We start from the raw sequence: 25,164 nt of genomic DNA on the forward strand, positions 1-25,164 counted from the left end.
TCGCCTATGAACGCAAACGCTTTGCTGCGCGCCGAACGGTTTTTCGACCGTTTCTCCGCCTGGATCGGTCGGCTCTCGGCGCTGCTGCTCCTGCTGCTGCTGGTGAACGTGTTCTATGACGTGTTGATGCGTTACCTGTTCAGGGACGTGTCGATCGGCATGCAGGAACTGGAGTGGCACCTGTATTCGGCAGTCTTTCTGCTCGGGGTCGCCTACGCCTTGAGCGTCGACGGGCACGTGCGCGTGGATCTGCTCTACGAGCGATGGGACCCGCGCCGACGCGCGTTGATCGACATCGTCGGTACCGTCCTGCTGTTGTGGCCGTTCTGTCTGCTGGTTGCGGTCTACGGCATCGGCTTTGCGCACGAAGCGTTCACGATCGGCGAAATCAGCGGTGATCCGGGAGGGCTGCCGTTCCGGTGGGTGGTCAAGGCCCTGATTCCGACGGCATTCATCTGTGTACTGATCAGCAGTGTCGGCTTCATGCTGCGCGCGCTGAACCAGCTACTCGGGTACCAGACCGCCCAACTGCCACCGACGGCGCGACCCTAGGCAATAAGGAGGCGCAACGTGGTCGGCGTCATCATGTTCCTTGTCGCGCTGCTGTTGCTGCTGGCCGGCTTCCCGGTCGCTTTCACCTTCGGCGGCGTCGCACTGCTGTTCGGCGTGTTCGCGCAGGGGTGGGAGCTGTTCGCTTTGATGCCCTTTCGCATCTACAGCATCATGCAGAACGGCGTGCTGATGGCGGTGCCGTTGTTCATCTTCATGGGCATCGTGTTGCAGAAGACCCAACTCGCCGAGCAGCTGCTCGAGTCGATGGGGCGGCTGTTCGGTCGCATGCGCGGGGGCCTTGCGGTCTCCACCGTGCTGGTTGGCGCCCTGCTCGCTGCGTCCACCGGTGTGGTCGGCGCCAGCGTCGTCGCGATGGGGGTGATCTCGCTCCCGGTCATGTTGCGCTACGGCTACAGTCGACCGCTGGCATGCGGCACCATCTGTGGTGCCGGCACGCTCGGACAGATCATCCCGCCGTCGATCATCCTGATCATCCTCGGCGACGTGTTGGGCCAACCGGTCGGCGATCTGTTTCATGCAGCGATCATCCCGGGTGTCGCGCTGGTCGCGCTGTATGTGCTGTACATCGTCGGATTCTCTATCGCGCGACCCGCGCAGGCACCGCCAATCCCGTTCGACGACGACATGTCGCGCCGTTATCTGGAGGCATTGCGCGCAATAGTGCCGCCGCTTGCGCTGATCATCGTCGTGCTCGGCTCGATCTTCGCCGGTGTCGCGACCCCGACCGAGTCGTCCGCACTCGGCGGGGTCGGCGCCCTACTGCTCGCGGTGCTGTACAGGCGCTGCTCGTGGCGGTTGATTCAGCAGAGCGCGATGGAGACGGTCAAGGTCACCGCGATGGTGTTCGCCATTCTGTTGGGTGCGACCGCATTCTCGATGGTGTTTTCCTACACCGGCGGCGACCAGGTCGTCGAACGCCTGCTGTTGCAGCTGCCCGGCGAACAATGGGGCTTCCTGATCTTCTCGATGCTGATCATCCTGGTGCTCGGGTTCTTCATCGATTTCGTCGAGATATCGTTCATCGTCGTGCCGATACTCGCGCCGATTGCCGAGACACTGGGTATCAACATGTTGTGGTTCGCGATCCTGATCGCAATGAATCTGCAGACCTCGTTTCTGACGCCGCCGTTCGGGTTCAGCCTTTTCTACCTGAAAGGCGTCGCCCCGGCGGGCGTCACCACCCTCGACATCTATCGCGGGGTGGTGCCGTTCATCGCGATGCAGATCGCGATCCTGATCGTTATTCTGGTGTTTCCGGGTTTGTTCGGTCTGCAATGACCGTAAATGGAGCGTCTGCGATGATCGAATCCAAGGAGCAACTGCTGGACGGCTTTCGTGAAAAGGCACGGGCATTCGTCGAATCGCCCGGCCTGATGAGTGGAATCGACCTCGACGACGCCGCGGTCACGCTCAAACGTTACGCATTGAGCGAACTCCACGACCAGGAACTGGCCAGTCTCCTGGGACGCCTGCCAAAACTGCTTCGTAGCCTGGATGTGACGGCAGTCGTCGGGTTATTGGAACAGATCGAGACCCACCTCGCCGACTAGGCAGACCACTGTTCGTACCACCGCGGCAGGTCCGCGATCGAGTCGAGGACCGCGTCCGGCGAGATACCGAGCGACAGATCCGCCTCACGGAACTTGCCTGTACGCACCAGCACGCCATGCAGACCTGCCCTCTGCGCACCTTCGATGTCACCGCGGATGTCGTCTCCGATCATCACGACCCGGTCGTAGTCGGCACCGAGCAGATCGACGGCCGCTTCATAGAATCCCTTCGCCGGCTTTCCGAGCACCAGGGGTTCGACCCCGGCGGCATGCGACAATGCGACGACGAACGGCGCGACATCCAGGCGCAGACCGTCGGCGGCCTGCCAGTAACGGGTCATCCCCAACGCGATCAAACGCGGTTGCGGGTCGCGCATCAACAAGCGGAACGCCTGGTTCATTCGGGCGAAATCCCAGGCCTCACCGAGATCGCCGACGATGATCGCACCGATCGCCTCTTCGTCGCCCGCTTCGCGCAAGGTGTCGAACTCATCATGGGTCTGTGGGGGAACGAACAGCGCCACCGACTGGCCCGCAAGGTGTCGGCGACACCAGGCCACCGCGGCGACCGGTGGGGTGACGATATGTGCTACGTCGGTTGCGATGCCGAATCCCGCCAACTTGTCGACCAGTGCAGCGCGTGGGCGCGAGGTCGTGTTGGTCAGGAACAGGTGCGGAATCCTGGCGGCATCCGCCCATTGTGCGACGCCCGCTCCACCGGAGATCGGTTGATCGCCCCGGTAGAACACGCCATCCAGATCAAACAGTATCGCCATCGCACGTCGTCCATTCAGCGATTTCCGAACCGTGGAAACGGCCTGGCCGCAAACCGCCGGCTTCGGCAGGCACCGAAGGTTGCGACGCGTGTGAAAATCATGACACAGGGGCCGACACGGTCAAACCATGACCATTGCGGGCATACCCGCCGGGACCCCTGCGTACGCAAATGCGTAGTCGGCGTTGCCGTGGTCGGGTGTCCTGCCCCAGGGGCGCTGAACGACGATGCGACAAGCTGCCGCTATCGGCGATCCACTGGCGTCTCTCCCACCAGACCGGCCGGATCGAGCAAGCGGCGCAGTTCGGACGCTTCGAGACCGGTGAGTTCCAATGCGACATCGATGACTGCGCGCCCTTCGGCGTAGGCCCGCTTCGCGATCTCGGCGCCCTTGTCATAGCCGATCACCGCGTTGAGTGCGGTTACCAGGATCGGATTGCGCGCGAGTGCATCGGCGAGACGCCCTCGGTCGACCGCGAATCCGTCGATCGCCCTGTCCGCGAGCGATCGGGCTGCATTGGACATCAGTTCGATGCCTTGCAACAGTTCGTACGCTATCAACGGCAGCATGACGTTGAGTTGGAAACTGCCCGACTGTCCGGCGACCGTCAGCGTCGTATGATTGCCCATCACCTGGGCACAGGCCATCGCGACTGCCTCAGGAATCACCGGGTTCACCTTGCCGGGCATGATACTGCTGCCGGGCTGCAGCGCCGGCAGGCGGATCTCGCCGAGACCTGCCAGGGGGCCGCTGTTCATCCAACGCAGATCGTTGGCGATCTTCGTCAGCGCCACCGCCAGGACATTCAGCTGCCCGCTCAGTTCGACGGCGCTGTCCTGACAGCTCAGGTCGCGAAAATGATCGTCACTGCAGACCAGCGCCAGACCGGTCTCGGCCGCCAGCCGCTCGGCGACGCGCGGACCGAATTCCGGATGCGCATTGATGCCGGTACCGACCGCAGTCCCTCCGATCGCCAGGCGCTGCAGGCGGGCCAGGCAACCGGTGATGCGCTCGGCCGAATCGCGCACCTGGCTGGCCCACGCCCCCAGCTCCTGATCAAGCCGCAGCGGCATGGCATCCATGAGATGCGTACGCCCGGTCTTCACGACGTCGCGGTACTCACTCGCGCGCCGTTCGATCGTCTTCTGCAGATGGCCCAGGGCCGGTAACAGACGTTCATGCAGGGCGAGCGACGCACTCAGGTGAATGGCAGCGGGAATGACGTCGTTGCTGCTTTGCGCCATGTTCACATGGTCGTTCGGATGCACGAGGCGCCCGGCACGCGCGCTCGCCAGTCGTGCCACGACTTCGTTGACATTCATATTGCTGCTGGTACCCGACCCGGTCTGGAACACGTCCACCGGGAACTGGTCGTCGTGACGGCCCTCGATGACCTCCCGGGCGGCTCCGATGATCGCCTGGGCGACTGCGCTGTCGAGCAGACCCAGCCGATGGTTCACCTCCGCCGCGGCCTGCTTGATCATCGCCACCGCATGGATGAAACGCGTCGGCAGCCTGAGTCCGCTGATCGCAAAGTTGTCGATCGCACGCTGGGTCTGGGCGCCATACAGGGCGTCGGCCGGTACCGCAACCTCGCCCATGCTGTCGTGTTCGATGCGATGCTCTGTCGGCATGGTTCCTCCTACCGGGCAGCTGGTGTCGCTGAGATTACTCCGCGTCGCCCGCTGCGTCTCTCCGGTAATACATACCCGGGTCCGGCAATGCCACGGAACACCCTTTGCATGGTTGAAGGCGTCAACCGGTAAGGAGAACGCCATGTCGATCGATCACAAAGATCTGAACGAAAACGGGTATCTGAACCCGCGCCGCGCCTGGAACGAAGCGCTCGCAGCGCAGCTCGCGCAGCTGCTGGGGATAGGCCCACTTTCCGACCGTCACCTGGCGGTGCTGGAGGTACTACGCCGCCACCACGACCAATCCCGAGCGATACCACCGGCGACCCACGTCTGTCATGAGGCCGGCCTCGAAGCATCCTGTATCGACGAGCTGTTCGGCGGACCGGCCAACGCGTGGAAGACCGCCGGCCTTCCGGATCCGGGCGAAGAGGCGCGGATCTACCTGGAAAACCAGACCCACGACCGCTGAGAAGACGCAGTTTCGGTGTATTCGCGCCCGCGGTCCCACACGCAACAGCCCACGCGGGCCACCGGTCCTGCTACCGTCGCCTTGACGTCCGCGGCCCGCTTTTACCGCATATAGGCATATCCCTCTTGCTGCTGCAGTCGCACAATCTCCGCGTCGGCCATCGGCACCACCCTGACGAAGCCATGGATATCAGCAGGTTCGAGGCCATGTCCCCGTGCCGCGATCCGGCACATACGAAACTCGATCGGCCCGGCAAGCGTCAGACTCTGCGCGCGCTGCATCAGTTCGCGGTAGCGCGTTGTGTTTGCGATTGCGAAAAAGGGAATCTCGTCGCCGTGCAGAACGATCACGATCGACGCCGAAAACGGATCGGCTTGGTAGACATTGTTCAGGTAACTCACGCGATCGAGCACCCGATCGAAGGTCTCCTGATCATGCACCGCGACGTCGTACACGACGCGCTGTGGAGCGTAGTCTATGGGTTCGACGTTCGACTGGCCCCAGGGTGCCGTCGGTGGCCCGGTCGCCTCTGCAGTCGCATGCAGCATACACAGCATCATTCCAGTCACCAGCGATGCCCAGCGACCGGGGCGCACACCGAGGGCCGCTGCGACCCGTCCAACACCGGGTGGCGCACATGGCGTCGCGGACACTCGCCTGCCGGGACTAGGATTTCTTCTTCCAGTGTCCATCGCGTTTCTCATATTTTTGCTTGACGGCCGACCAGGCCACCTTGTGCGCTACCTCTTCGCGCGATACATCCCCGCGCCGATCCTGCGGGTCGGCATACTCATCCCACGCCGCGTTGAAGGCCTCGCGGTAGATCGTCTGTGCGTGTTGAGGCAGGTTCGCACGCACAGACTCCGGAAGACCCGCATTGTCGCGACAAGGCATGTCGTCGACCCACCTACGCCGGACTCATCCGTCACCTCGACCGCCACCGGCATTGACTTCGGATGCATCGAATCATGTTCGATGCGTGCCCCTACGACGCTGCAAACCGGGTGCCAGGATCCCCGATGACGGTGCAAGGCAGGGAAAACCGCGGGCGCCGGGTCCAGGTGCCCCGCCGTTACGCCGGCGCAGCGGTGCAATTGCGCCGCAACCCGGCGTAAATCCACCATCTTATGGATACAGCAGGCGCTCGCGCCGGTGAAGGGCCGCCGCCCGATCAATCCTGCTCGTAGTGCATGCCGTAGTGTCGATACAGCGCGAGTTGATAGTCGCGACTGATCAACTCTCCGGCATCGTAGTCGGGCGCCGTCTCAATCGCGTCACGCGTCAGTACCGTGGTCAGCTCGGCCCGCTGCCAGTCGATCTGCTCGATCCAGGCAATCGCGAGCAGGACATGTCTCCCGAAGAGCCAGGGGTCGGTAGAGACCTCGATATACCGCACCGGCCAGCCACTGTCCTCGAGCACGATGTCGGCCACCTGCCCCACCTCGCCGTCCTTTGCGCGAATCTGGTAACCGGTCACTTGCTCACTGCTGCGCAGGTGCGCCGGCGATGCCGCCGATGCGGCATATTCCGGTTGGCCATGCATTCCGCTCTCGCTCCGCAACGTCTGTCGTCCGAAATGTCTGCGGACCGACTGCTCACGACCGGGAGACAGGGGGTTGCGCAGATCGACCTGTGGCGCTCGGCGGACCTGCTCACCGGCCACTGTCAGATCGATGCGGTGCCGGGCATCATCCACGGCCGAGATGATAGACGACGGCACCAAGATCTCTTCGCGCGACAGCCAACCACCGGTTTGCACGACGAAGTAATGCGCCTGCCACGCGTGCTCGTCGAAATACACCTCGCGCAACCTGCCGATGTCGCCATCCTCGGCATGCACTGCGTATTGTTTGAGGTCCGCCAGTTTGCGCGCTTGTCTCATGACCCGTCCGTCGTCCGACTCGGTGATGTGCCATTCATCCTGCGGTATCTGATAGTGAAGCACAGGCGACGCCACTCATCCCTTGAGCAGCACCGGCGGCTAACGCAGCCAGCGCACGCTCCGTAGCATCAGGTAACCCGTCAACATGCCGCCGAGATGGGCGAAATGTGCGATCCCGTCGGCGGTGCCGGTGACGCCGGCGATCAACTCCACGGCACCGTAGGCCACGACAAACCATCGGGCCTTGATCGGAACCGGCGGAAACAGCAATAACAGTCGCCAGTCGGGATACAGCTTGCCGATCGCCAACAGCAGCCCAAAGATACCGCCAGAGGCCCCGACCACCGGATAGGCAGCCCCCCCGTGCGCCAGCGCGTATTCAGCGACCATCAGGTGCACGACTGCGGCACCAATCACGCAGGCAAAGTAATAACCGGCGAACGCAGCCGAACCCCAGCGCCGTTCCAGGGGTACACCGAACAGCCAGAGGGCATACATGTTCAGCACAAGATGCAGCACGCTGCCGTGCAGAAACGCATAGGTAAGGATCTGCCAGGGCTGGAAGCTGAAACCAGTCACGCCGGCCGTGTTCGTCAATCGCAGCGGCCACATCGCCAGCGACTCGACAAACAGGTTGCCGGCGACGAGTTCGAGCACGAAGACGACGCCACACAATGCCATGATGGCACCCACGACGGGGGTGTCTTTCATCCGCGGACTCCTTCGATCCGAGGCAATCGGCGCTAATAGCACGCCTGAGATGTACGGTTCAGCTTCGAATGGTCGCGTTGATCGATGCACGAATCCGGAAATAGCGCCAGATACCGATCGCCGCGGTAGCGAAACCTACGGGAATCAGGACGCTGCCGAGCAGTTCCATCAGCCATAGGCCCTCAAACAATTTGATGATCGTAATGCCCGAAACTATCAACATCAGCGCCGTACGCACCCACGCCAGCAAGGTGCGCTCATTGGCCAACCGCGTACGGTCGATCGCCAACATATCACGCAGTATCAGCTGCTCCGCCGGATACGAATACAGGGGAGGCTGTCGAGTACCACGGAGTTTCATCGATGGCCTCCACCGGGAATGTACCGCGATGCGGCCCGCGCCCAACCCGTCTCGGACAGCCGTGTGCCGGGCGCGCGGTCGATCACCACTCCCCTGCAAGACGGATGTCCACTGCGACATCCGATCCTTGAATCCCTTACGCCATACATATATTGGCCACTCGTCTTAAACCTCCGTTTCTGCACGCGTTGGCCGGGGCCCTCGCGCGTGCGCACCGGGCCCCGGCAAGGCAGCGCAACGTCGACGCATCAGTAGCAGGTACCGGAGGCCGGATCGATGCTGTGCGCCGGCTCCGGCACACCGGCGATCAGGCATCCCTGATGGACCGGCCCGCCCGGGAACAGGGAATACAACCAGCGTGTCCCGCCTCGATCGTGAAACGCCCTGTCAAGGCTGGATGACAGATCACGCGCCTCCCCCGGCACGCCTTGGGCCAGATGTACCCGACGAAGATGCGCCACGACCGACCAGTGATCGTCGGTCATCGCGATGCCCTGCCGCGTCGACTCCGCCACGGCGCTCCGACGGCTCCATCCGGAGAGTTCGCGCAGGCGCGCGACCCGGTCCGGATCATGATCCACGCTGCGTATCGCCTTCAAGATATCAGTCATTCGCTTGATCCTCCATTGGCGTCGACGGTGCATCACCACGACGCCGCTGCTGTTGTACCTCGAACAGAGCCCCACCGGAGGCCGACACCAGCACCATCATCACGGTGCCGACCAGCCAGGCGAAATACCAGGGACCATGGTCTCCAAGCATTACCGCCAGCACGATCACCAGGACCGTAATCAGTAACATCAGTGTGAACAGCAATCCGGTCTTCATGGCTCCATTCCCATCAATCGCGTACGCGTCGTTCCACGACGGGGTGCTCGCCACTTACCTTGCCGCGCATAACCTGGAACGACCAGCCGACGTACCAGATCACCAGCGGCAGCAGGATCGCCATCGCGGCGAGCATCCACGACAAGGTGTAGGGTCCCGCTGCGGCATTCCAGACCGTGAGGCTCTGGTCCGGCCGGATACTCGACGGCATCAGGAAGGGAAACAACGCAAACCCCGCAGTCCCGATCACGCCGGTCCAGGCCGCGGCCCCCAGCCACCACGCAAGCAGCGCACGGCCGGCGCGCAACACCACGGCCCCGATCGACAGGCTGATGCCCACGGCCGTGGGCAGCAGCCAACCCCATGGATGCTGACGGAAGTTTCCCATCCATGCCCCCGCTTCGAGCTGAACCGATTGCTGCAGCGGTGTCTGCGCCGAACCGATGGGTGCGGTATGCACCAGGCGATACCCGTCCATCCCTGAGACCCAGTGGCCACCGACTGCGAATGACGCCACCGCCAGAAGCGCGGCAAACCACGCGAGCATCCGGGCACGCCGGTGCAAGCGACCTCCGGTGCTGATCATCAATCGGGTCGCTCCCATGTAGACCGCCAGAGACAGAGCGAGCACCCCGCAGAACAGCGCGAACGGGTTGAACAGGTCTAAGAACGACCCGGTGTAACGCGACGCCAATTGCCAGTCGAACCGGAACGGCAGACCCTGGAACAGGTTGCCGACCGCGGCCCCGAACACAAGCATCGGGATCACCCCGCTGATCACCAATGCCCAATCCCAGAGGTTGCGCCAACCCGAGGCGGCCAGCTTGGAGCGGTACTCGAAGCCCAGTGGTCGCAGGATCATGGTCCACAACAGCACCATCATGACGACATACAGACCGGAAAATGCCGTCGCATAGACCAGCGGCCAGGCCGCAAACATGATCCCCCCGGTCAGCACGAACCAGACCTGGTTGCTGTCCCAATGCGGTGCGATCACCTCCAGTGCCTGCCCCCGCTCACGGTCGGTACGCCCCACCAGTCGAAGCACGGCGCCGATGCCAAGGTCGGTGCCCATCATTGTGGCAATCCCAACCAGGAGGACGCCGACCAGCAACCACCAGACGATTTTCAATACCGCGTAGATCTCCATTCCTGCCACTCCCTAGCCCCCGTGCCCCAACGAATCGTCCGGTCCACGTCGCACAGTGCGTACCATCAGATACACTTCGACGATCGCGAACAGGGTGTACAACAGGATGAAGCCGGTCAGCGAAAAGGTCAGGTAGGACACGCTGTGTGCGGATGCCGACAGCCAGGTCGGCAATATCTCGTAGACCGCCCAGGGCTGGCGGCCGACCTCGGCGACGATCCAGCCTGCCTCGCCGGCCAGCAGCGGGACCGGGATCATCCAGACCCCCCAGCGTAGAAAGCGTTTTCGCCTTTGCAGATCTTTGCGCATGCTGTGAATCGCCGCGAGCAGAAAATACACGAGCATCAACAGTCCCAGGCCGACCATCAGACGGAACGACCAGAAGACCAGTGGTACGTTTGGCACGACGTCGCGCGCCGCACGTTCGATGTCTGCGCGGGACGCCTGCCCGACATCGTTGTCCGGCGCATAACGCTTCACCAGAAAGCCGTAACCGAGATCGTGTTGATGGGCCCTGAATTGTTCCAACGCCTGCGCATCCTGCGGATTTCCACCGAGCGCCTGCAGCGCCTCGACTGCAGGAATGCCGTTGCGAATACGCTGTTCAGCCTGTTGCTGCAGTTCTTTCAAGCCGGCAATCGGGGTATCCAGGGTGTGGGTGACCAGCGGCGTCAGCAAGTAGGGGATCTGCAGCTCCCAGTCATTATTCCTGGTCGTTGTATCCGGCCATGCGGCGACGTTGAACGCCGCCGGTGGTCGCTCGGTCTCCCACATCGCCTCCATCGCCGCCAGCTTGGTCGGCTGTGCGTGACCACCGACGAATCCCAGCGCATCGCCCAGGGTGATGACGCCCGCCGTCGCGAGCACACCGAACAGTGCCGACATCCGGAAAGAACGCAGCGCGAACTCGTGGTGTCGTCCACGTAGCAGGTACCAACTACTTATCGCACAGACGAAAACCGCAGCGGTGACGTAACCGGAGAGGCTCGTGTGGACGAACTTCGCCTGCGCATTGGGGCTGAAAAACAGCTCGCCGAGGCTTTGCAGTTCGAGTCGCATGGTCTGCGGATTGAATGCGGCACCGTGTGGTGCCTGCATGAAACTGTTCGCCACCAGGATCCACAAGGCCGATAGATTCGCGCCCAGAGCGACCAACCAGGTCACCGCGAGGTGCTGCCCTTTCGACAGCCTGTCCCATCCGAACACCATGAGCCCGATGAAGGTGGACTCCATGAAAAACGCCATCAGGCCCTCGAGTGCCAGTGCCGCACCGAAGATGTCGCCGACGAAACTCGAAAAGAACGACCAATTGGTACCGAACTCGAACTCGAGTGTCAGGCCGGTCGCAATCCCAAGGGCGAAGTTGATCAGCAGGATCTTGCCCCAGAACCGGGTCATGGTCCGATAGATACGGTGCCCCGTCGTGTAGTACACGGTCTCCATCGCCGCGAGGAGAAAGGACAGCCCCAGCGTCAGCGGGACGAACAGGAAGTGAAACATCGCAGTGACAGCGAACTGCAGCCGCGACAGGTCCACGACACCGTCAGTCATACTGTCCCTACCTCAAAGCTCGGTCCCGACATGTACATGCCGCTGCAACATCTGCGCCATGGCGCACCACACCTTTCTCCGGAGGCCGTTGACGCGACGAATCGATGTTTGCCCGGTTTGCGTTTGTCCAATTGCACCAGCATGTCGGACCCGCTGGTGGTTGATTTGCACCCGGCATACAGACTGTCGCACTCGCCGGTGCCGCACGGGCGTATGCCGCGGCACGGCGCCCACCCATCATGAGGTGGACACCGTCACTAGCAGGCGTGCAGGCTGTATCGCCTCAGAGCTGGCGGATCAAGGTGCTCAGCTGCGCCTCGGCGCGATGAAACTCAGGCAGGGCGCTCGCTGGCGACTGCGCCTTGTCAACCTGCTTGTCGAGACCCTTGATCAGGGACGCGAGCTGCTGCAGTTCGTCCTTCCTGTCCGGCGCGACCTGCTGAATGGCCGTATCCAGGTAGCTGCCGGCCTCCGCCAGATCCACCTTGGCCGCCGCCGGATCGTGCGCCTGCACGCTGTCGATGCGCGCGTAGGCGAGGTACAGCTTCGCCTCGATCAACTCCTTCTTGCCCGCGCCTTCGGCGCGCAACCGTTGCCAACCCGTACTGATGTACTCGGCCGACCGCTCGGACAAGGCGGTAAGACGCTGCCAGGCATTTTCGATACGCGATGAGATGGAGGTGTCGTTGGTATCGATGGCGGTGTGCAGATCCCGCACTTCGCCAACCAGGTCCGAGACCGCCTTGCGGCTGACCTCGTCGTCACTCCTGGCCGCCCGCTCCAGGAGCTTGACGGCCGCATCCAGATCGGCCTTGGCCTGATCGCGCTCGCCGAGTTTCGATTCCTGCCAGGCCCTGTAGATCGCCGCCTTTGCCTGGGTGAGCGGCGACTCGAACGACAGCGAGACAAACACCACGTTGTCTTCCGCCTGGGCCAGCACCTGATCAGCCGTTTTGCTGTCGTTCTTCGTGAGCGCCTGCTTGGCCTGGTCGACGAGTTCACGCGTGCTGCCCAAGGGCAGGTCGGCCTCGACATACATCAGCGCGTCGTCCACCTCCTGCAACTGGCGCGAAGCCTGCTCCTTGTCGCCTTTCTTGAGCGCCTGTTTGGCGTTGTCCAGATGCGCCTTGGCCACGGACGTCGGCACATAGTCGACCAACTCGTCGAGCGAGGTGTAGATCGGTATCAGGTCCGGCAGGACCTCGCGGGTATCCTCGTACTCCAGGTGCTTGCGTGCGACCCAGATCCGGTCCTTCACCTTGGTCGTTGGCAGCGCCGCCTGAATGATGTCGAGCAGTTGCTCGGATTTGGCCAGCTGCGCCGATGCTGCGGCCACATCGGCGTGCTCGCCCTGCAGTGCGCCGCGCGCCTCGGCGATATGCCGCAGTACCTTGACCGCCGCCGACGAGATCGCGTGTTCGTCCTGGATGGTGATCTGGCGTCCGGGCAATACGCTGATTTCCTCCTGGATCGCGCGATCGGCGTAGCTCGGGCCGCTGACCAGCAATGCGCCGGCGAGCGCCGCGACAATGGGCTTGATGGTGAATCGATGAAACATGTCCGTTACCTCCTGGAATGGTCTTGCTCGAACCCCAGAACGGGGCCTCAGCCAAGTCATGGCATTTCCCGTGCCATGCACCAGGATGTCGAAGATTCAGTGACTTGGTGCGTCCGGTGGGCGGTCGCGCGTCACCAATGGTGAACCTGCACCAGGGGGCGTCGGGGATTCTCAACCAGGGAACGGCGGCTGTCCGGCCTCGTGTTTTCCCATTTTCTGTTTCGCGCTGCCGCGCTGATGTCGCAACGTGGGGGTCTAACGCCCCGAAGAGGACCCGCTGATCAGTCGATCACCGTGAAACCGACCACCATCTCGCCGGCCTGGTCGTCGTTGAAATCGCTACCCATCGCGGTGTAGGAACCCGCCGGCAACGTGATCAGCAGGGCCGCTTCCAACTCGTTGAGCGGCCGATTCGCGGTCAGGGTCGCAATCTCGTCGGCATTGGCGTTGCTCTGCCAATCGTCGTTTTCCTGCAGCTTCAATGGCGGTTCACCGGGTCGCAACAGGAACAGTTCGAGCGTCGTGTCGTCGAGTGCCGTCTGCAGACCGGTGGTCGGACCCCGCGCGGTGATCAGGACCTTTACGCTGCCACCGACCACGATACCGCCGTGCATCGGAATTCCGGGTCGGACCAGACCACGGGTCGACAGATTGCGCGCAACGCCCGTCGTCGCCGCGTCTTCGACCAGGGTAAACCCGAGCACCGTCTCGCCCGAGTCGTCGTCACCGGCATCGGACGCGGTCGCGGTATAGGAACCATTGGACAACTCGACCAGGAAGGCGGCCTCGAGTGCGTTCAACGGTCGACTGGCCGTCAGTGTCGCGATCTCGTCCGCGTTGGCGGCATCCTGCCAGTTGTCGTTTTCCTGCAGCTTGACCGGTGGCTGTCCTGCGTTCAGCCGGTACAACGCCATGGTGGTATCGGCCAGAGCCGAGTCCAATCCGGTGGTCGGGCCGCGCGCGGCGATCAGCACCTTGACAGTGTCTTCGACCACAATGCCACCGTGCATGGGTACCAGTGGCTCAACCTGCCCGCGTGTCGAAAGATTGCGCGCGCGGTTGTCGTCAGCCGGCGGCGGTACCGGATTGCTCAGCCATGCCGCGTAGTTTCCTGCACTGTAGGCATCGCCGAAGCTCGCATAGTTGGTCCGCTCGTTCGGATTTGCGCAGGTCACGCTGCTGCTGCTCAGGGTGCCGAACAACAGGTTGGCACTGGAGTAGATACCCGAGCCACTGCTGCCCGCTTCGATCACCCCGTCCGTCCAATTGACCTCGAAGAAATTCCCCTGCTGGTCGGGGCTGCAGAAGACCGACTCCGTGAACAGTTCGCAGGACACCGGGATATCGGCGTTTGCAAAGGACACCTTCTGCCAGTCCGCCTCGGGATGGTGTATCGCGAACAACGGCTGGCCGACCTGTGGCTCCGCAGTGGTCCACCCTGCCAGGGTCACACCACCCGGCGGAGGTTGATTGAGTCGCAACAGGCTGGTGTCGTAGGTACCGCTCAGGGTGTTGAGCAGCGTCGCCCCCCCGCTTTGCGGGGTATACGCCAGGTCCTCGAAGATCGAATTGCACGCCTCTGAGCGGAAATACCAGTGAAACTCGATCGTCGAGGCGACCACCTGATTCGGGATGCAATGGTTCGCCGTGACAAAGTGGAAATCGCTGCCGGGATTGCTATCGTTGAGCAGCACGCCACTGCACGCAAACGACTCGCCACCATCGACGTACGATATCAGCGCGGTCGCGCTACCGAACTGTACCCGCTCGGCAGAGTCGCAACGGATATCGTTCTGGCAGCTGCCCGCATCGCCCACGTCGTACGGGACCAATCGTCCGTCGGCTGCGGCGGCGTCTTTGAAAAACTGTGAAACCGTTATCAAATCGACATCGACCGATGTCCGGTTCGCACCGGCCGGCAGCTCGAGTTCGAGCAGCAGGCGCTCACCCCTGACGCGCGGCGACCAGTAGAGCACCGCCTCGGGATCGTCCGGCGCAGCTGCCCGGTTGCGTCCGATCAGCTTCAGGATCTCGCGGCCGTCGATCGCAACCGGAGGACGTGCGCCGCTGGTATCGGTACCAAAACGCAGCACGACGGCTTCCGGCAGGCGACGTACCTGCACGCCGAGGCGCAGCGCACCGGCACCCGGCGCCTCGATGGCCACGACCAGTACCTGGCGGCCGTCCGCGAGTGTCTGCCAGTTCGGATGGTCGGCACCGAGCCGGCGCTCCGCAACGTCCGGCAAGGCGCGCGCAAAGCCACGTTGATGAGGTTTTGCGGCACGCCGTCTAGCGGTCAACTCGGTGGCGTCGAGCGCCTCCAGCCGCAACGTCGGTGGATCCTGGACATCGCCTACAAACCAGGCACGATCGGCCTTTGCAGCCTTTGGGACGAGCGGCGCGTACACCGTAGGCGCCATCTCAGCGGCGTTCACGGCCACCGCAGCTGCGCACACCAACGGTATGGCGCATCGCGCAAGACGCAGCAGCATATGGCGGGCCATCAGGTTCCACGCATAGGGGGGTCGCACGGCAGTTCGGTCCTTCTGATTCAACGACTCCACACGGCGCGCACACCGCGCCCATGCAACGGCCGGATGCGGAAGTCTGGAAGACGAACACCTGAGGTGTCAACGACCCGCCGATGGCTGCTCGGGCGCCGGGTAGCGCCGTGGTCAGTTGCTGTTTCGCAGCGGATCGTCAGTGGCAGTGCGGCTATGCGAAGGTCCTGCGGAGATTCCGCCCGGCAGGATGCCGACGTCGGGTGGTCGCCAGGCGCTGCAGTCGCCCGGATCGACCCATTGATGCACGACGACGAGGATCCGGCGTGCATGGTCGCTGACGACCGGACTGTTCGTGATGACCACCGTTGTGGCCGGTATGCCGCAGCCACCTTCAGCAGACTGGGCGCCGGACGCTCGCGTCCGACTGACCGATCCGCTCGAAGCCCCCGACGAGACCGATGCCGTGAGACGGACACCTTCCGGCACGACGCCGCGCCCAGACGGAAACGAGATAGAGAATCCACAATGGAAGGTCCACGCTACGCACTGGCGCTCAGTCTCGTGGGCAGACTGAATCGTCATCTGGCATACGCCGCCGGCTCGGCGTGGACGGACCTCGATGCACGGGCGCAAGAGATCCTCGCACCGTTGCAGGACACCTGGGAGCAGCTACCCGAGCAACGCGCATGCATCCAGGCGCGGCAGGAGGAATGGAATGTGATGAGCGACGAGGAGCGTGCAACGATAAGGTGCCGGCGTGCGTGGTTCCGCTCGCTGCCGGAGGAGCGTCGCGCACGTCTGAACGCGCGCTGGCGATCGATGACCTCGGCACAACGTGAGGCAGCGCGTGCACGCATCGAGGAGTACCGTCGGGCCTCGCCGGTCGAGCGTGCAAAGATCCGACGTGAGATCCGCGGGTCCAGGGAGTGAAACCGGGCCGGCGATGACCCGCAACAAACGACGGAATCGTGGACGTCCGCACGCCGTTCGGCGTGCAGATCAACCCTATGGCGTCGTCGAACGGGCCGAGACTGGCAGCGCTGCCGATGACTCCCAGCGCTTACGCCGCTCGCATCACACCTTATACTGCGCCGCCATGGACTGCAGTGCCGAAGCCAGGCGTGCCTGCTCGGTACTCGCCTCGGCGGTCTGCGCCGCGCCACGCGCCGATTGCTCGGAGAGATCGTTGATCGTCATCACGTTGCGGTTGATCTCCTCGGCGACCGAGCCCTGTTCTTCGGCCGCCGAAGCAATCTGCATGTTCATCTCCTTGATGCGTGCAACCGCCTGATTGATCGCATTGAGCGTCTGATCCGAATGTTCGACGCGCTCCAGGGTGCCCTGGGCCATGCTTTGCCCCTGTTCCATCGCCTTGACCGCTTCCTTCGCACCTTTCTGCAGGCGCTCGATCATGCCCTGGATCTCCTGTGTCGATCCCTGCGTCCGCCCCGCCAGCGTGCGTACCTCGTCTGCGACCACTGCGAAACCACGGCCCTGCTCTCCCGCGCGTGCCGCTTCGATCGCGGCGTTCAGCGCCAGCAGGTTGGTCTGCTCTGCGATGCTCTGGATCACCTCCAGTACCGATCCGATGCTGCTGCTCTCGCTGTCCAGCTGGCGGATGGTGGCCGCCGCCTTCTCGACCTCACCGGCGAGACTGCGCGTCGCACTCAATGCCTGACCGGCGATACTGATGCCCTCATTGGCCTGTACGTTCGCCTCCTGCGCCGCCTGGTCTGCGGATGCCGCATTGCGCGCGACCTCCTGTACCGTTGCGGCCATCTCGTTCATCGCAGTCGCGACCTGCTCCGTCTCGGACCGCTGTACCCGGATGTGCCCGTTGGTCTCGGCGGTGACCATCGAGGTCTCTTCGGTCGCCGCGGCGAGTTGCGTCGCCGAATCGATCAGTTCACGTATCACGTGCTGGAATTTTTCGCCGACGCGATCGAACGACGCCGCGATGCTGCCGAGTTCGTCGCCGGCGCTGTGATCACAGCGGGCCGTCAGATCCCCCGCGGCCATGCGGTCGGCGGCGCTGTTGAGCTTGCCGACCACGCTGACGATGCCGCGGATGGTGACAATCGCGAGGATACTCAGGAACGCAATGCCAAGCACCAGCACGCCGATCGACACGGTCTGTATGGTCGCGCCCCGCTCGATCTCCGCGTCATAGGTAATCCTGGCGACCTCGATCTGACGTTCCCAGAGTTTGTCGACTGCTTCATGCGCGGCGTCGAACGAAGGCTTGGTTTCCTTCGCCAGGTGAATCGCCGCGTTCAGATAGTCGCCCTCGCGAATGAACGCGACCGCGGGCGTGAGCCCCACCTTGACGAATTCGGCGCGTTTCTGCGCGAACTCGTCGGCCAGCGCCTTGTCCACCCCGGACAGGTCGTGCTCGGCAAGATAGCGATCCCAGATGGTCGAGATCTCCTGGATATTCCGCTCGACATTGGCGACATGCACTTCGACATCGTGCTTGTGATAGGGCTCGGTCTTCGAACCGGGCTCGTGTTGCAGCGCGTACAACAGCTGACTGCGATTCTCGCGCATCAGTTCGCTGATGCGGCTGATCTCCACGGTGGGAACGAGACGGTCCTGAAACACGGTGTTCAGCGAGTCCTCGGCGTTGTGCATGCCGTTCAGTCCCAGCAGGCCCACGCAAATCATCGCCAATGCGGCGAATCCGACCAGCACGATCAGTCTTGCGCGAATTGTCAGCTTCTGTATCAGGTTCATGAGCCCTCTCCACGGTATCGTTATAAGCAGTTCGATTTTTCGCGGTGACGGGGCAGAAGGGTTTTCAGCGTGCCGAATTCGGCTGCACGCATTCCAACTTCGCCGCATGAGAATCCGTTTCTCGGCAGGACACTCGCGGTGCTGTGTTAGCGGCCAGCACCCGCGAAACTTAACGAATATGACTATCTGGTCCAAGCGGCCTTTTTGCCGGGCGACCGGTAGTTTCGCAGCACGATCCGGCGCACGCGATCGAGCGCGGACGCGCCCGATTCCCATGTAAATACTGCCTATACTTGTCATAGGTTGGTGAGCCTGGCAGCAGCGCTCACATGGAACGACTGCGGAGCTTCGGCGATGAGTGACCGACTGGACTATCCGGCATTCTACGAACTGGTGACCGAGTTGGTGTCCAGTTCGGCCACCAGCACCCTCTTCGGGCGCACCGATACCAATCACTCTGTGATCATCGGCCTGGACGGCGGCACGATCGTCTGCGTCCGATGTGGCCCGAAACGCGGCCTGGCCGCGATCCATGCCTTGCGTTCGATGCAGTGGGGAACCTTCAGGGTCGACGATGCGTTGGTGGAGCTCAGTTCGCCGACTTTGCCGCCGACTGCGGAACTGGTCGCGGCGCTGCACCCCGGCGCTACCGTTTTCGAAGACACGCCCGGCGACGACAGCGCGGATCCCGCACAACAAAGCGATAACCACAGCGCGGAGGCGAAGCTGCTGTGTGACCTGCTCTCGCGCTACGTCGGCCCGGTCGCCCCGGTACTGTGTTCAGAGGAGATCAAGGCCGTCGGCGGGCTCGACCATCTGGGCAAACTCGATCTGGTTCTGGGCAAGCTGGCCCGCGAGATCGATGACGCCGGCGAGGCCAGTGAGTTTGTCTTGCTGGCTCAGCGTGAGCTCGCACACCGCTTCGCCCCCCCGCCGTCGACCGGGCCCGCGGACACCGTCACACCACCGTCGAAGGCGTTGCTCGATCCGACCCAGGCGGCCAAGGATCTCTGCGGACTGGTCAGCGATTATCTCGGTCCTGTCGCCGAGATCCTCTGCCAGGAGAAGATTGCCGAAGTCGGTGGACTGAACGGCCGACACGAGTTGGACTCGGTCATCCGGCACCTGGCTCGCGAGATCGACGAACAGCGCGAAGCCGAGCAATTCCTCAGCCGCGCGCGTGCGCATTTCGCTGCCGCCATGACCTGACCTCGTGCCTCGGCCGACACGCAGCGGGCCGCCAGCCGCTGCGACTCAGCCGCTGTGGGCCTTCACTCGCCGCCCTTGCGCATCCTTTTCATCAGTTGCGCGAAACTCCTTCGCAGCAGTTCCACTGATCGCGCCAGGTCGCCGATCTCATCGTTGCGCTCGATGTTCATAGACCGGTCGAGTTCACCCTTGGCAACAGCATGTGCGGTCTCGGTGATCTTCAGCAGTGGAGATATCAGGTAGTGTCGCACCAGCAGATTGATCGTCATGAATACGATTGCAAACATCAATGTCAACAATCCCGTCGCAACCAGGCTGCGCTTCAACGCCAAGGCGTCGACGTTGGCGATCGGTACGCCGACGAGTTCGACACCGACCACGTCACCGATCCGGTAGTTGTAACCAGCGCCTCGGCCATAGTCTGCGGTGATCTGGATCGGTACCTGATCGGGGTCACCGTGGCAACGCAGACACCCCTTCGCACTGACGATCGGCGCGCTGCGCACCAGCATCTGTTGTCCGCCCAGCAACCCCTCGACCCGCAGTTCATCGAGTTGCTTGTCCGCGCGGAAACGTGACAACAGCTCGGATTCCAGCGCCTCGGGACGGTTGTCGGGATTCAAGGGGTTGTCCGACACGTTGCGTATGGAATAGCTTCCCTGCATGCCCTTGAAGTTCTCGGCGACGCGCGATACCGCGACGATGCCGGAGAAGCCGGCGGTGTGGAACAACCGTTGTTTCATGAAGTAGGGTCGCAGATCCTTCGCCACGTAACCTTTGATCGACTTGACCATATCGACCAGGAGCCCGAGTTGGGTGCTGGACTGCGCATACACCTCGTGCCGTGTGTAGTAGTAGATCGTCGGAGCGCTGATCAGGATGCTCAGCAGATAGATTCCAAGGATCGAAAGATTGAATCGCCGCGTGATGCTGCCCCGCGCGGCTGCGGGTGTGGTTTGTGTCGTCATGGCTGGCCCTGCCTTTTCCCTTTAGACATCAGGCGCCCGCATCTATGCCCGGACTCACTGTCATGGCGCCTCATTATTGTTAGCGCCCCGCTGAGCCCTTTTCTTTAGTACCTAAAAGGACCAGGTATCCGGGAACAAACGGACACGCGGTCAATACAGGGCCGATCGATTGGCCATGCCGAGGCTCAGGCCGCTTGTATCGAAGGCGCGTGGCTTGACTTGCGCAGCTGTGCTTTTCAACATGCCAACGCGCGGCCGGCACTTCGAGCGGTTCCATGGCCTGGCGATGCCGGGGTTCTGGAACGCTCCGGGGTTACCCCGGGGATGCCTGGTTCAGTCTGACAATGCATTGCCGGTACACCACTGCGCTGCACGCAGATGCTGTACCGGCGGGACGAGAGTGGTCGAAGGCCGGTCGCGCGCCCGACACCATGCAACGCGGGCATCCGGTCGTCTCGCGTGTGGGGTTTGACGTGACTGCTCATCAGATCAAAATGCGGCGACTGATGCTCTCCATCCAGTTCGGCAGATGGGATCGGGAGTCGCTCGGCGACCGCTTGCGCAGGGCGCTGGATGGCGGGCCACCCGACCCCGACCGGCTTGCCGCGAGGCTGCTGTTCCACTTCCCCCCGGGGCATCCACCGTCTCGATCGCAGCTGGCCGGACTGCTGGCCGCCGACCGCGAGTTGGCAGCTGCCTCGCAGTCAGGTGGCAAGGGGTTCGAGGCACGGATCGTACTCGACACCTCGGTGATGCAGGCGCCGACCGGGCACTTCTCGACCCTGCCGCTGCCGACCTTGGATCATGCGAGAGACCTGGGCCTTTGGTTGGGTCTGAATCAGCGCGAGCTGGCATGGTTCGCCGACTGCGAATCGCGACAGACGTCTGTACGCAATCCCAAGCTACATCATTACCGCTACCGCTGGCTCGCCCGACGTAGTGCGCCGCCACGTCTGCTGGAGATACCCAAGGCACGACTGAAGCTCATGCAGCGACAGGTCCTGCACCACCTGCTCGACTGCGTTCCGCCGCACCCCGCCGCTCATGGTTTTCGCCGTCATCGCTCCTGCCTCAGCTTCGCGACGCCACATCTGCAAAAGCCTGCGGTGCTGCACATGGATCTGGAAGATTTCTTTCCGTCTATCCCGGCGCCGCGCGTCGGCGCACTGTTTCGCCGCCTCGGTTATCCCCCGGGGGTCGCGCGTGTCCTGCAGGGACTGTGCACCCACGCGGTCGCACCTGCCCTGGTCGGCGCCGAGTTTGATGCGTTGCCCTGGGAGACGCGACGGCGGCTACAGGCACCGCACCTGGCGCAAGGTGCCCCCAGCTCGCCGGCGATCGCGAACCTGTGCGCCTGGCGGCTCGACTGCCGTCTGCAGGGTCTTGCCGACCGGTTCGAGCTCGATTACACCCGTTATGCGGACGACCTGGCGTTTTCGGGACCCGCGAGCCTGCTGCGCCGCGGCCCTTTCGTTCAGGCGCTGATCGGGGCAATCGCCGCCGAGGAGGGGTTCCGCATCAACCATCGCAAGACGCGTCTGAACACACAGGCGCAATCACAACGGCTCGCCGGGGTCGTGGTCAACCAACGACCCAACCTGCAGCGGCGTGACTACGACCGCCTGAAAGCCACGCTGCACAACTGTGCCCGCTTCGGGCCCGAGGGACAGAACCACGAAGGCAGGCAGGATTTCAGGGCGCATCTCGCCGGACGGATCGCCCATGTGGCCTGGTTGAATCCGGACCGGGGAGCCCGCCTGAAGGCCTTGTGGGCACGGATCTCCTGGCCCGACTGAACAAGCGGCGGCGCGTCGCCGCCGGTGCCTCAGGCCGCGCGCAGGTCAGAAGGCTGTAGCGGCACCCTGCGGATGCGCCGACCCGTTGCCGCGAAAATCGCGTTGAGCACCGCCGGCGCCGCGACCGCAATGGTCGGTTCACCGACGCCACCCCAGAAACCGCCGGACGGCATCACGATCGATTCCACCTGCGGCATTTCGGCGATCTGCATCGAGCGATAGGTGTCGAAGTTCGACTGCTGCACGCGGCCGTCGCGTATCGACACACCGCCATACAGCAGCGCGCTCAGGCCGAACATGAATGAACCCTCGATCTGCGCCTCGATCTGTTGCGGGTTGACCGCGTGACCCGGATCGGTCGCGGCGACAATGCGATGGATCTTCAAGCGGCCGTCGTCCACCGACACCTCGGCGCAGGCCGCAACATGGCTGCCGAATGCCTTGCACACCGCGAGGCCGCGATGCACACCTGCCGGCACGGGCTCGCCCCAGCCGATACGCTCGGCAACCGCATTCAATACCGCGAGACTGTGGGGATGCTGCCCCATGAGCTTGCGCCGGAATGCCAGCGGATCGACGCCCGCGGCATGCGCCAGCTCTTCGATGAAGCACTCCAGGTAGATCGCATTCTGGTTGATGTTGACGCCCCGCCAGAAGCCGGGTGGCACAGGTGGGTTGCGCATCGCATGGTCGACCAGCAGGTTGGGGACCGTGTAGCTGATCGCGTGATCACCGTCCGGCAACAGGCCCTGGAAGGTGATCATGTCCGCGCCGCCTTTCAGCGCGTTGGGCCTTACCCCGGCCAGGATGGACTGTCCCGAGATGCGCACCCGCAGCCCGATAAGGTCGCCGTTCGCATCCAGCGCGCCACGCAGGCGCGCCTGGGTGATCGGATGATAGGCACCATGCCGCATGTCCTCCTCGCGCGTCCACAGCAGCTTGACCGGGGTGCCCGGCAACTGCTTGGCGATCTTGACCGCCTGGCTGACGTAGTCGCTGAAGCCGCGCCTTCCGAAGCCACCGCCGAGATGCAGCTTGTAGACCTCGCATTGGGTTGCCGGCAATCCCGCCGCCACGGCGGTCGCATCGAGCGCGGCCTCGCCATTCTGCGTCGGACACCAAACCTCGCAACGCTCTGCGGTCCAACGGGCGGTCGCGGTCATCGGCTCCATCGTGGCATGGTGCTGGAACGGATAGCTGTAGACGGCCTCCACGGTCTGCGCGGCGCCGGCGAATGCGGCATCGACATCACCCGCCTGGTTGCCGATGAACGCCTCGGCGGCGTCCAGGCCTTCGACGAGCATGCGCGCGATCGATTCATCATCGACCGTCGCATTGGGTCCCTCGACCCAGGTGATCGGCAACGCGTCGAGCGCGGTCTTCGCCTGCCACCAGGTATCGGCCACGACCGCGACCGCATCGTCGTCGACGCGGACGACGGCGCGTACGCCGGGCATCTTGCGCACGGCCGCTTCGTCGAATCCGCCGAGCCGGCCGCCGAACACCGGGCACGCCTTGATCGTCGCGTTGAGCATCCCCGGCAGCTGCAGATCCGCAGCGAACACCTGACGGCCGGTGAGCTTGTCGGCGGTATCGAGACGCTTGAGCGGCTTGCCGGCGATCGTCCAGTCCTTCGGGTCCTTGAGTTCGACACTGACCGGTGGCACCAGCTTGGCCGCCGCGGCGGCGACCGCGCCATAACGGGTCGTGCGACCGGTCGGGGCATGGGTAATGATCCCGGCGACCACGCTGCACTCCTCGACCGGCACGTCCCAGGCCTCGGCGGCCGCCTCGATGAGCAAGGTACGAGCCAGCGCGCCACCCTCGCGAACATACTGGTGACTGCCCCGAATCCCGCGGCTGCCGCCGGTCGCAAAGCTGCCCCAGACGCGGTTGCGCGCCAGGCTCTGGCCCGGCGTCGGGTACTCGGTACTCACCTTGGACCAGTCGCACTCGAGTTCTTCGGCGACCAGTTGGGCGAGGCCGGTCAATGTACCCTGGCCCATCTCCGAACGGGCAATGCGGATGATCACCCGGTCATCCGGCTCGATCACGACCCAGGCATTCACCTCGCGGGTTGCTCCCTCGGCGCGCGCATCGGCGTCGACCAACGGCAGGAACAGCCCGATCGACAGGCCGGCGCCGGCGCTCGCCGTGCCGATCAGGAAATCGCGGCGCGAAATTTTCACCGGCCCCGTCTTCATCACGCCCTCCCACGCCGATTCAATTCGGCGGCCAGGTGGATGCCACGGCGAACCCGGTTGAAGGTCCCGCATCGACAGATGTTGGTGATACGGGCATCGATATCCGCATCGCTCGGCTGCGGATTGTCGGCCAGCAGGGCGGCCGCGGCCATGATCATCCCGGGTTGGCAATAGCCGCACTGCGGCACGTCGAGTTCCGCCCAGGCCCGTTGAACCGGGTGGCTGGCGTCTGCCGACAGGCCCTCGATGGTCACGACCTGCTGCGACGGCTGCACCGCGCCGACCGGGACCACGCAGGCGCGTGCCACCTCACCGTCGATGTGCACCGTGCAGGCACCACAGACCCCTATCCCGCAGCTGTACTTGGTGCCGGTCAGGCCCAGTTGCTCGCGCAGCACCCACAACAGCGGTGTCGAGGCGTCCGCGTCGACCTCGACGGGCTGCCCGTTGATATTCAGTTTGGCCATGGCCACAACTCCATCTTCGATTACCGGTGACGCCGCCCTGTCGGACGGCGTGAACGCGGGGCTGGAGGCACCGGAGCGGCATCCAGGCTCCGATCCCGATTCTGTTCAGCAGTATAGACAGCGCGGATCGATGGATCCGGCGCGGTCGGCGCCCTGTGACGAGGTGGACGGGCAACGTGGCGGCGGTGTCACCTGCACCGGGCGCAGGTCATGCGCCATGACCGCGCATTGTGCCGA

24 protein-coding genes are annotated in these 25,164 nt (G+C 63.6%); 7 read left to right on the forward strand and 17 right to left on the reverse strand.

Features of this window, described 5'->3' with window-relative positions; translation table 11 throughout:
- The first annotated feature begins 6 nt into the window (after positions 1 to 6).
- Genes H6955_00265 through H6955_00275 form a run of 3 tightly spaced genes read left to right on the forward strand, consistent with a single transcriptional unit; the run spans position 7 to position 2,123 of the window.
- Positions 7 to 552, forward strand: coding sequence for a TRAP transporter small permease subunit (locus H6955_00265; GenBank protein ID MCP5311953.1), 546 nt, complete (start codon positions 7 to 9; stop codon positions 550 to 552).
- A gap of 18 nt (positions 553 to 570) precedes the next feature.
- Entirely contained in the window at positions 571 to 1,851 is a 1,281-nt protein-coding gene (locus H6955_00270) for a TRAP transporter large permease subunit (GenBank protein MCP5311954.1), read from the forward strand.
- 20 nt (positions 1,852 to 1,871) lie between these two features.
- Entirely contained in the window at positions 1,872 to 2,123 is a 252-nt protein-coding gene (locus H6955_00275) for a hypothetical protein (protein MCP5311955.1), read from the forward strand.
- Here the strand turns inward: H6955_00275 and H6955_00280 are convergent.
- Positions 2,120 to 2,899, reverse strand: coding sequence for an HAD-IIA family hydrolase (locus H6955_00280; protein MCP5311956.1), 780 nt, complete (start codon positions 2,897 to 2,899; stop codon positions 2,120 to 2,122). The two genes, H6955_00275 and H6955_00280, sit on opposite strands and share 4 nt — an antisense overlap.
- Before the next feature lie 242 nt (positions 2,900 to 3,141).
- The gene (locus H6955_00285) at positions 3,142 to 4,533 is read right to left on the reverse strand and encodes a class II fumarate hydratase (GenBank protein MCP5311957.1); all 1,392 of its coding nucleotides are present in this window, start codon (positions 4,531 to 4,533) and stop codon (positions 3,142 to 3,144) included.
- Between the two features lie 142 nt (positions 4,534 to 4,675).
- On the opposite strand from H6955_00285, the gene H6955_00290 reads away from it, so the two are divergent.
- Positions 4,676 to 5,005, forward strand: coding sequence for a TusE/DsrC/DsvC family sulfur relay protein (locus H6955_00290; GenBank protein ID MCP5311958.1), 330 nt, complete (start codon positions 4,676 to 4,678; stop codon positions 5,003 to 5,005).
- Between the two features lie 101 nt (positions 5,006 to 5,106).
- On the opposite strand, the gene H6955_00295 is transcribed toward H6955_00290, so the two are convergent.
- From H6955_00295 to H6955_00345, 11 genes are all read right to left on the reverse strand, one after another.
- Positions 5,107 to 5,565: a DsrE family protein gene (locus tag H6955_00295; protein MCP5311959.1), complete on the reverse strand. Its 459-nt coding sequence runs from the start codon at positions 5,563 to 5,565 to the stop codon at positions 5,107 to 5,109.
- A 106-nt stretch (positions 5,566 to 5,671) separates the two neighbouring features.
- Entirely contained in the window at positions 5,672 to 5,899 is a 228-nt protein-coding gene (locus H6955_00300) for a ChaB family protein (GenBank protein MCP5311960.1), read from the reverse strand.
- Positions 5,900 to 6,176: 277 nt separating this feature from the next.
- The gene (locus H6955_00305; protein MCP5311961.1) at positions 6,177 to 6,887 is read right to left on the reverse strand and encodes a PRC-barrel domain-containing protein; all 711 of its coding nucleotides are present in this window, start codon (positions 6,885 to 6,887) and stop codon (positions 6,177 to 6,179) included.
- Positions 6,888 to 6,986: 99 nt separating this feature from the next.
- Entirely contained in the window at positions 6,987 to 7,598 is a 612-nt protein-coding gene (locus tag H6955_00310; protein ID MCP5311962.1) for a rhomboid family intramembrane serine protease, read from the reverse strand.
- A 58-nt stretch (positions 7,599 to 7,656) separates the two neighbouring features.
- Positions 7,657 to 7,959 carry a DUF202 domain-containing protein gene (locus H6955_00315; protein ID MCP5311963.1) on the reverse strand — a complete coding sequence of 101 codons (303 nt, stop codon included), beginning with the start codon at positions 7,957 to 7,959 and terminating at the stop codon, positions 7,657 to 7,659.
- Positions 7,960 to 8,207: 248 nt separating this feature from the next.
- Positions 8,208 to 8,570: a TusE/DsrC/DsvC family sulfur relay protein gene (locus H6955_00320; GenBank protein MCP5311964.1), complete on the reverse strand. Its 363-nt coding sequence runs from the start codon at positions 8,568 to 8,570 to the stop codon at positions 8,208 to 8,210.
- Positions 8,563 to 8,787 (reverse strand): hypothetical protein, encoded by a 225-nt coding sequence (locus H6955_00325; GenBank protein MCP5311965.1) that lies wholly within the window; start codon positions 8,785 to 8,787, stop codon positions 8,563 to 8,565. Before H6955_00325 ends, H6955_00320 begins: the two co-directional genes overlap by 8 nt.
- Before the next feature lie 13 nt (positions 8,788 to 8,800).
- A complete protein-coding gene (cydB, locus tag H6955_00330; protein ID MCP5311966.1) occupies positions 8,801 to 9,937 on the reverse strand; it encodes a cytochrome d ubiquinol oxidase subunit II in 1,137 nt (378 codons plus the stop codon).
- A 12-nt stretch (positions 9,938 to 9,949) separates the two neighbouring features.
- Positions 9,950 to 11,488, reverse strand: coding sequence for a cytochrome ubiquinol oxidase subunit I (locus H6955_00335; GenBank protein ID MCP5311967.1), 1,539 nt, complete (start codon positions 11,486 to 11,488; stop codon positions 9,950 to 9,952).
- 283 nt (positions 11,489 to 11,771) lie between these two features.
- Complete coding sequence (locus tag H6955_00340; protein MCP5311968.1) at positions 11,772 to 13,046, reverse strand: YfdX family protein; 1,275 nt, start codon at positions 13,044 to 13,046, stop codon at positions 11,772 to 11,774.
- Positions 13,047 to 13,327: 281 nt separating this feature from the next.
- On the reverse strand, positions 13,328 to 15,577 hold the full coding sequence (locus tag H6955_00345; GenBank protein ID MCP5311969.1) for a trypsin-like serine protease: 2,250 nt from the start codon (positions 15,575 to 15,577) through the stop codon (positions 13,328 to 13,330).
- Between the two features lie 498 nt (positions 15,578 to 16,075).
- Here H6955_00345 and H6955_00350 point away from each other — a divergent pair, with 498 nt between their 5' ends.
- Entirely contained in the window at positions 16,076 to 16,480 is a 405-nt protein-coding gene (locus H6955_00350) for a DUF3106 domain-containing protein (protein MCP5311970.1), read from the forward strand.
- A 144-nt stretch (positions 16,481 to 16,624) separates the two neighbouring features.
- Here H6955_00350 and H6955_00355 read toward each other — a convergent pair whose 3' ends face one another.
- Complete coding sequence (locus tag H6955_00355) at positions 16,625 to 18,283, reverse strand: methyl-accepting chemotaxis protein (protein ID MCP5311971.1); 1,659 nt, start codon at positions 18,281 to 18,283, stop codon at positions 16,625 to 16,627.
- 354 nt (positions 18,284 to 18,637) lie between these two features.
- Between H6955_00355 and H6955_00360 the strand changes: the two genes are divergently transcribed.
- Positions 18,638 to 19,492 (forward strand): hypothetical protein, encoded by an 855-nt coding sequence (locus tag H6955_00360; protein ID MCP5311972.1) that lies wholly within the window; start codon positions 18,638 to 18,640, stop codon positions 19,490 to 19,492.
- 62 nt (positions 19,493 to 19,554) lie between these two features.
- Here H6955_00360 and H6955_00365 read toward each other — a convergent pair whose 3' ends face one another.
- The gene (locus H6955_00365; GenBank protein MCP5311973.1) at positions 19,555 to 20,460 is read right to left on the reverse strand and encodes a DUF3365 domain-containing protein; all 906 of its coding nucleotides are present in this window, start codon (positions 20,458 to 20,460) and stop codon (positions 19,555 to 19,557) included.
- A gap of 494 nt (positions 20,461 to 20,954) precedes the next feature.
- Between H6955_00365 and H6955_00370 the strand changes: the two genes are divergently transcribed.
- A complete protein-coding gene (locus H6955_00370; protein ID MCP5311974.1) occupies positions 20,955 to 22,256 on the forward strand; it encodes an RNA-directed DNA polymerase in 1,302 nt (433 codons plus the stop codon).
- Between the two features lie 29 nt (positions 22,257 to 22,285).
- Here the strand turns inward: H6955_00370 and H6955_00375 are convergent, their stop codons facing one another.
- Positions 22,286 to 24,460: a xanthine dehydrogenase family protein molybdopterin-binding subunit gene (locus tag H6955_00375; protein ID MCP5311975.1), complete on the reverse strand. Its 2,175-nt coding sequence runs from the start codon at positions 24,458 to 24,460 to the stop codon at positions 22,286 to 22,288.
- Complete coding sequence (locus H6955_00380; GenBank protein MCP5311976.1) at positions 24,460 to 24,927, reverse strand: (2Fe-2S)-binding protein; 468 nt, start codon at positions 24,925 to 24,927, stop codon at positions 24,460 to 24,462. Before H6955_00380 ends, H6955_00375 begins: the two co-directional genes overlap by 1 nt.
- Between the last annotated feature and the right edge of the window lie 237 nt (positions 24,928 to 25,164).

It is taken from the genome of Chromatiaceae bacterium (assembly GCA_024235395.1).
In the GTDB taxonomy this organism is placed as follows: domain Bacteria; phylum Pseudomonadota; class Gammaproteobacteria; order Chromatiales; family Chromatiaceae; genus Thiosocius.

Coding starts and splice junctions, on each gene's coding strand:
- H6955_00370 (MCP5311974.1), top strand. CDS start 20,955: ATGCGGCGACTGATGCTCTCCATCCAGTTCGGCAGATGGGATCGGGAG.
- H6955_00310 (MCP5311962.1), bottom strand. CDS start 7,598: ATGAAAGACACCCCCGTCGTGGGTGCCATCATGGCATTGTGTGGCGTC.
- H6955_00275 (MCP5311955.1), top strand. CDS start 1,872: ATGATCGAATCCAAGGAGCAACTGCTGGACGGCTTTCGTGAAAAGGCA.
- H6955_00280 (MCP5311956.1), bottom strand. CDS start 2,899: ATGGCGATACTGTTTGATCTGGATGGCGTGTTCTACCGGGGCGATCAA.
- H6955_00340 (MCP5311968.1), bottom strand. CDS start 13,046: ATGTTTCATCGATTCACCATCAAGCCCATTGTCGCGGCGCTCGCCGGC.
- H6955_00350 (MCP5311970.1), top strand. CDS start 16,076: ATGGAAGGTCCACGCTACGCACTGGCGCTCAGTCTCGTGGGCAGACTG.
- H6955_00305 (MCP5311961.1), bottom strand. CDS start 6,887: ATGAGACAAGCGCGCAAACTGGCGGACCTCAAACAATACGCAGTGCAT.
- H6955_00360 (MCP5311972.1), top strand. CDS start 18,638: ATGAGTGACCGACTGGACTATCCGGCATTCTACGAACTGGTGACCGAG.
- H6955_00300 (MCP5311960.1), bottom strand. CDS start 5,899: ATGCCTTGTCGCGACAATGCGGGTCTTCCGGAGTCTGTGCGTGCGAAC.
- H6955_00285 (MCP5311957.1), bottom strand. CDS start 4,533: ATGCCGACAGAGCATCGCATCGAACACGACAGCATGGGCGAGGTTGCG.
- H6955_00295 (MCP5311959.1), bottom strand. CDS start 5,565: ATGATGCTGTGTATGCTGCATGCGACTGCAGAGGCGACCGGGCCACCG.
- H6955_00265 (MCP5311953.1), top strand. CDS start 7: ATGAACGCAAACGCTTTGCTGCGCGCCGAACGGTTTTTCGACCGTTTC.
- H6955_00380 (MCP5311976.1), bottom strand. CDS start 24,927: ATGGCCAAACTGAATATCAACGGGCAGCCCGTCGAGGTCGACGCGGAC.
- H6955_00335 (MCP5311967.1), bottom strand. CDS start 11,488: ATGACTGACGGTGTCGTGGACCTGTCGCGGCTGCAGTTCGCTGTCACT.
- H6955_00355 (MCP5311971.1), bottom strand. CDS start 18,283: ATGAACCTGATACAGAAGCTGACAATTCGCGCAAGACTGATCGTGCTG.
- H6955_00375 (MCP5311975.1), bottom strand. CDS start 24,460: ATGAAGACGGGGCCGGTGAAAATTTCGCGCCGCGATTTCCTGATCGGC.
- H6955_00320 (MCP5311964.1), bottom strand. CDS start 8,570: ATGACTGATATCTTGAAGGCGATACGCAGCGTGGATCATGATCCGGAC.
- H6955_00290 (MCP5311958.1), top strand. CDS start 4,676: ATGTCGATCGATCACAAAGATCTGAACGAAAACGGGTATCTGAACCCG.
- H6955_00315 (MCP5311963.1), bottom strand. CDS start 7,959: ATGAAACTCCGTGGTACTCGACAGCCTCCCCTGTATTCGTATCCGGCG.
- cydB (MCP5311966.1), bottom strand. CDS start 9,937: ATGGAGATCTACGCGGTATTGAAAATCGTCTGGTGGTTGCTGGTCGGC.
- H6955_00365 (MCP5311973.1), bottom strand. CDS start 20,460: ATGACGACACAAACCACACCCGCAGCCGCGCGGGGCAGCATCACGCGG.
- H6955_00325 (MCP5311965.1), bottom strand. CDS start 8,787: ATGAAGACCGGATTGCTGTTCACACTGATGTTACTGATTACGGTCCTG.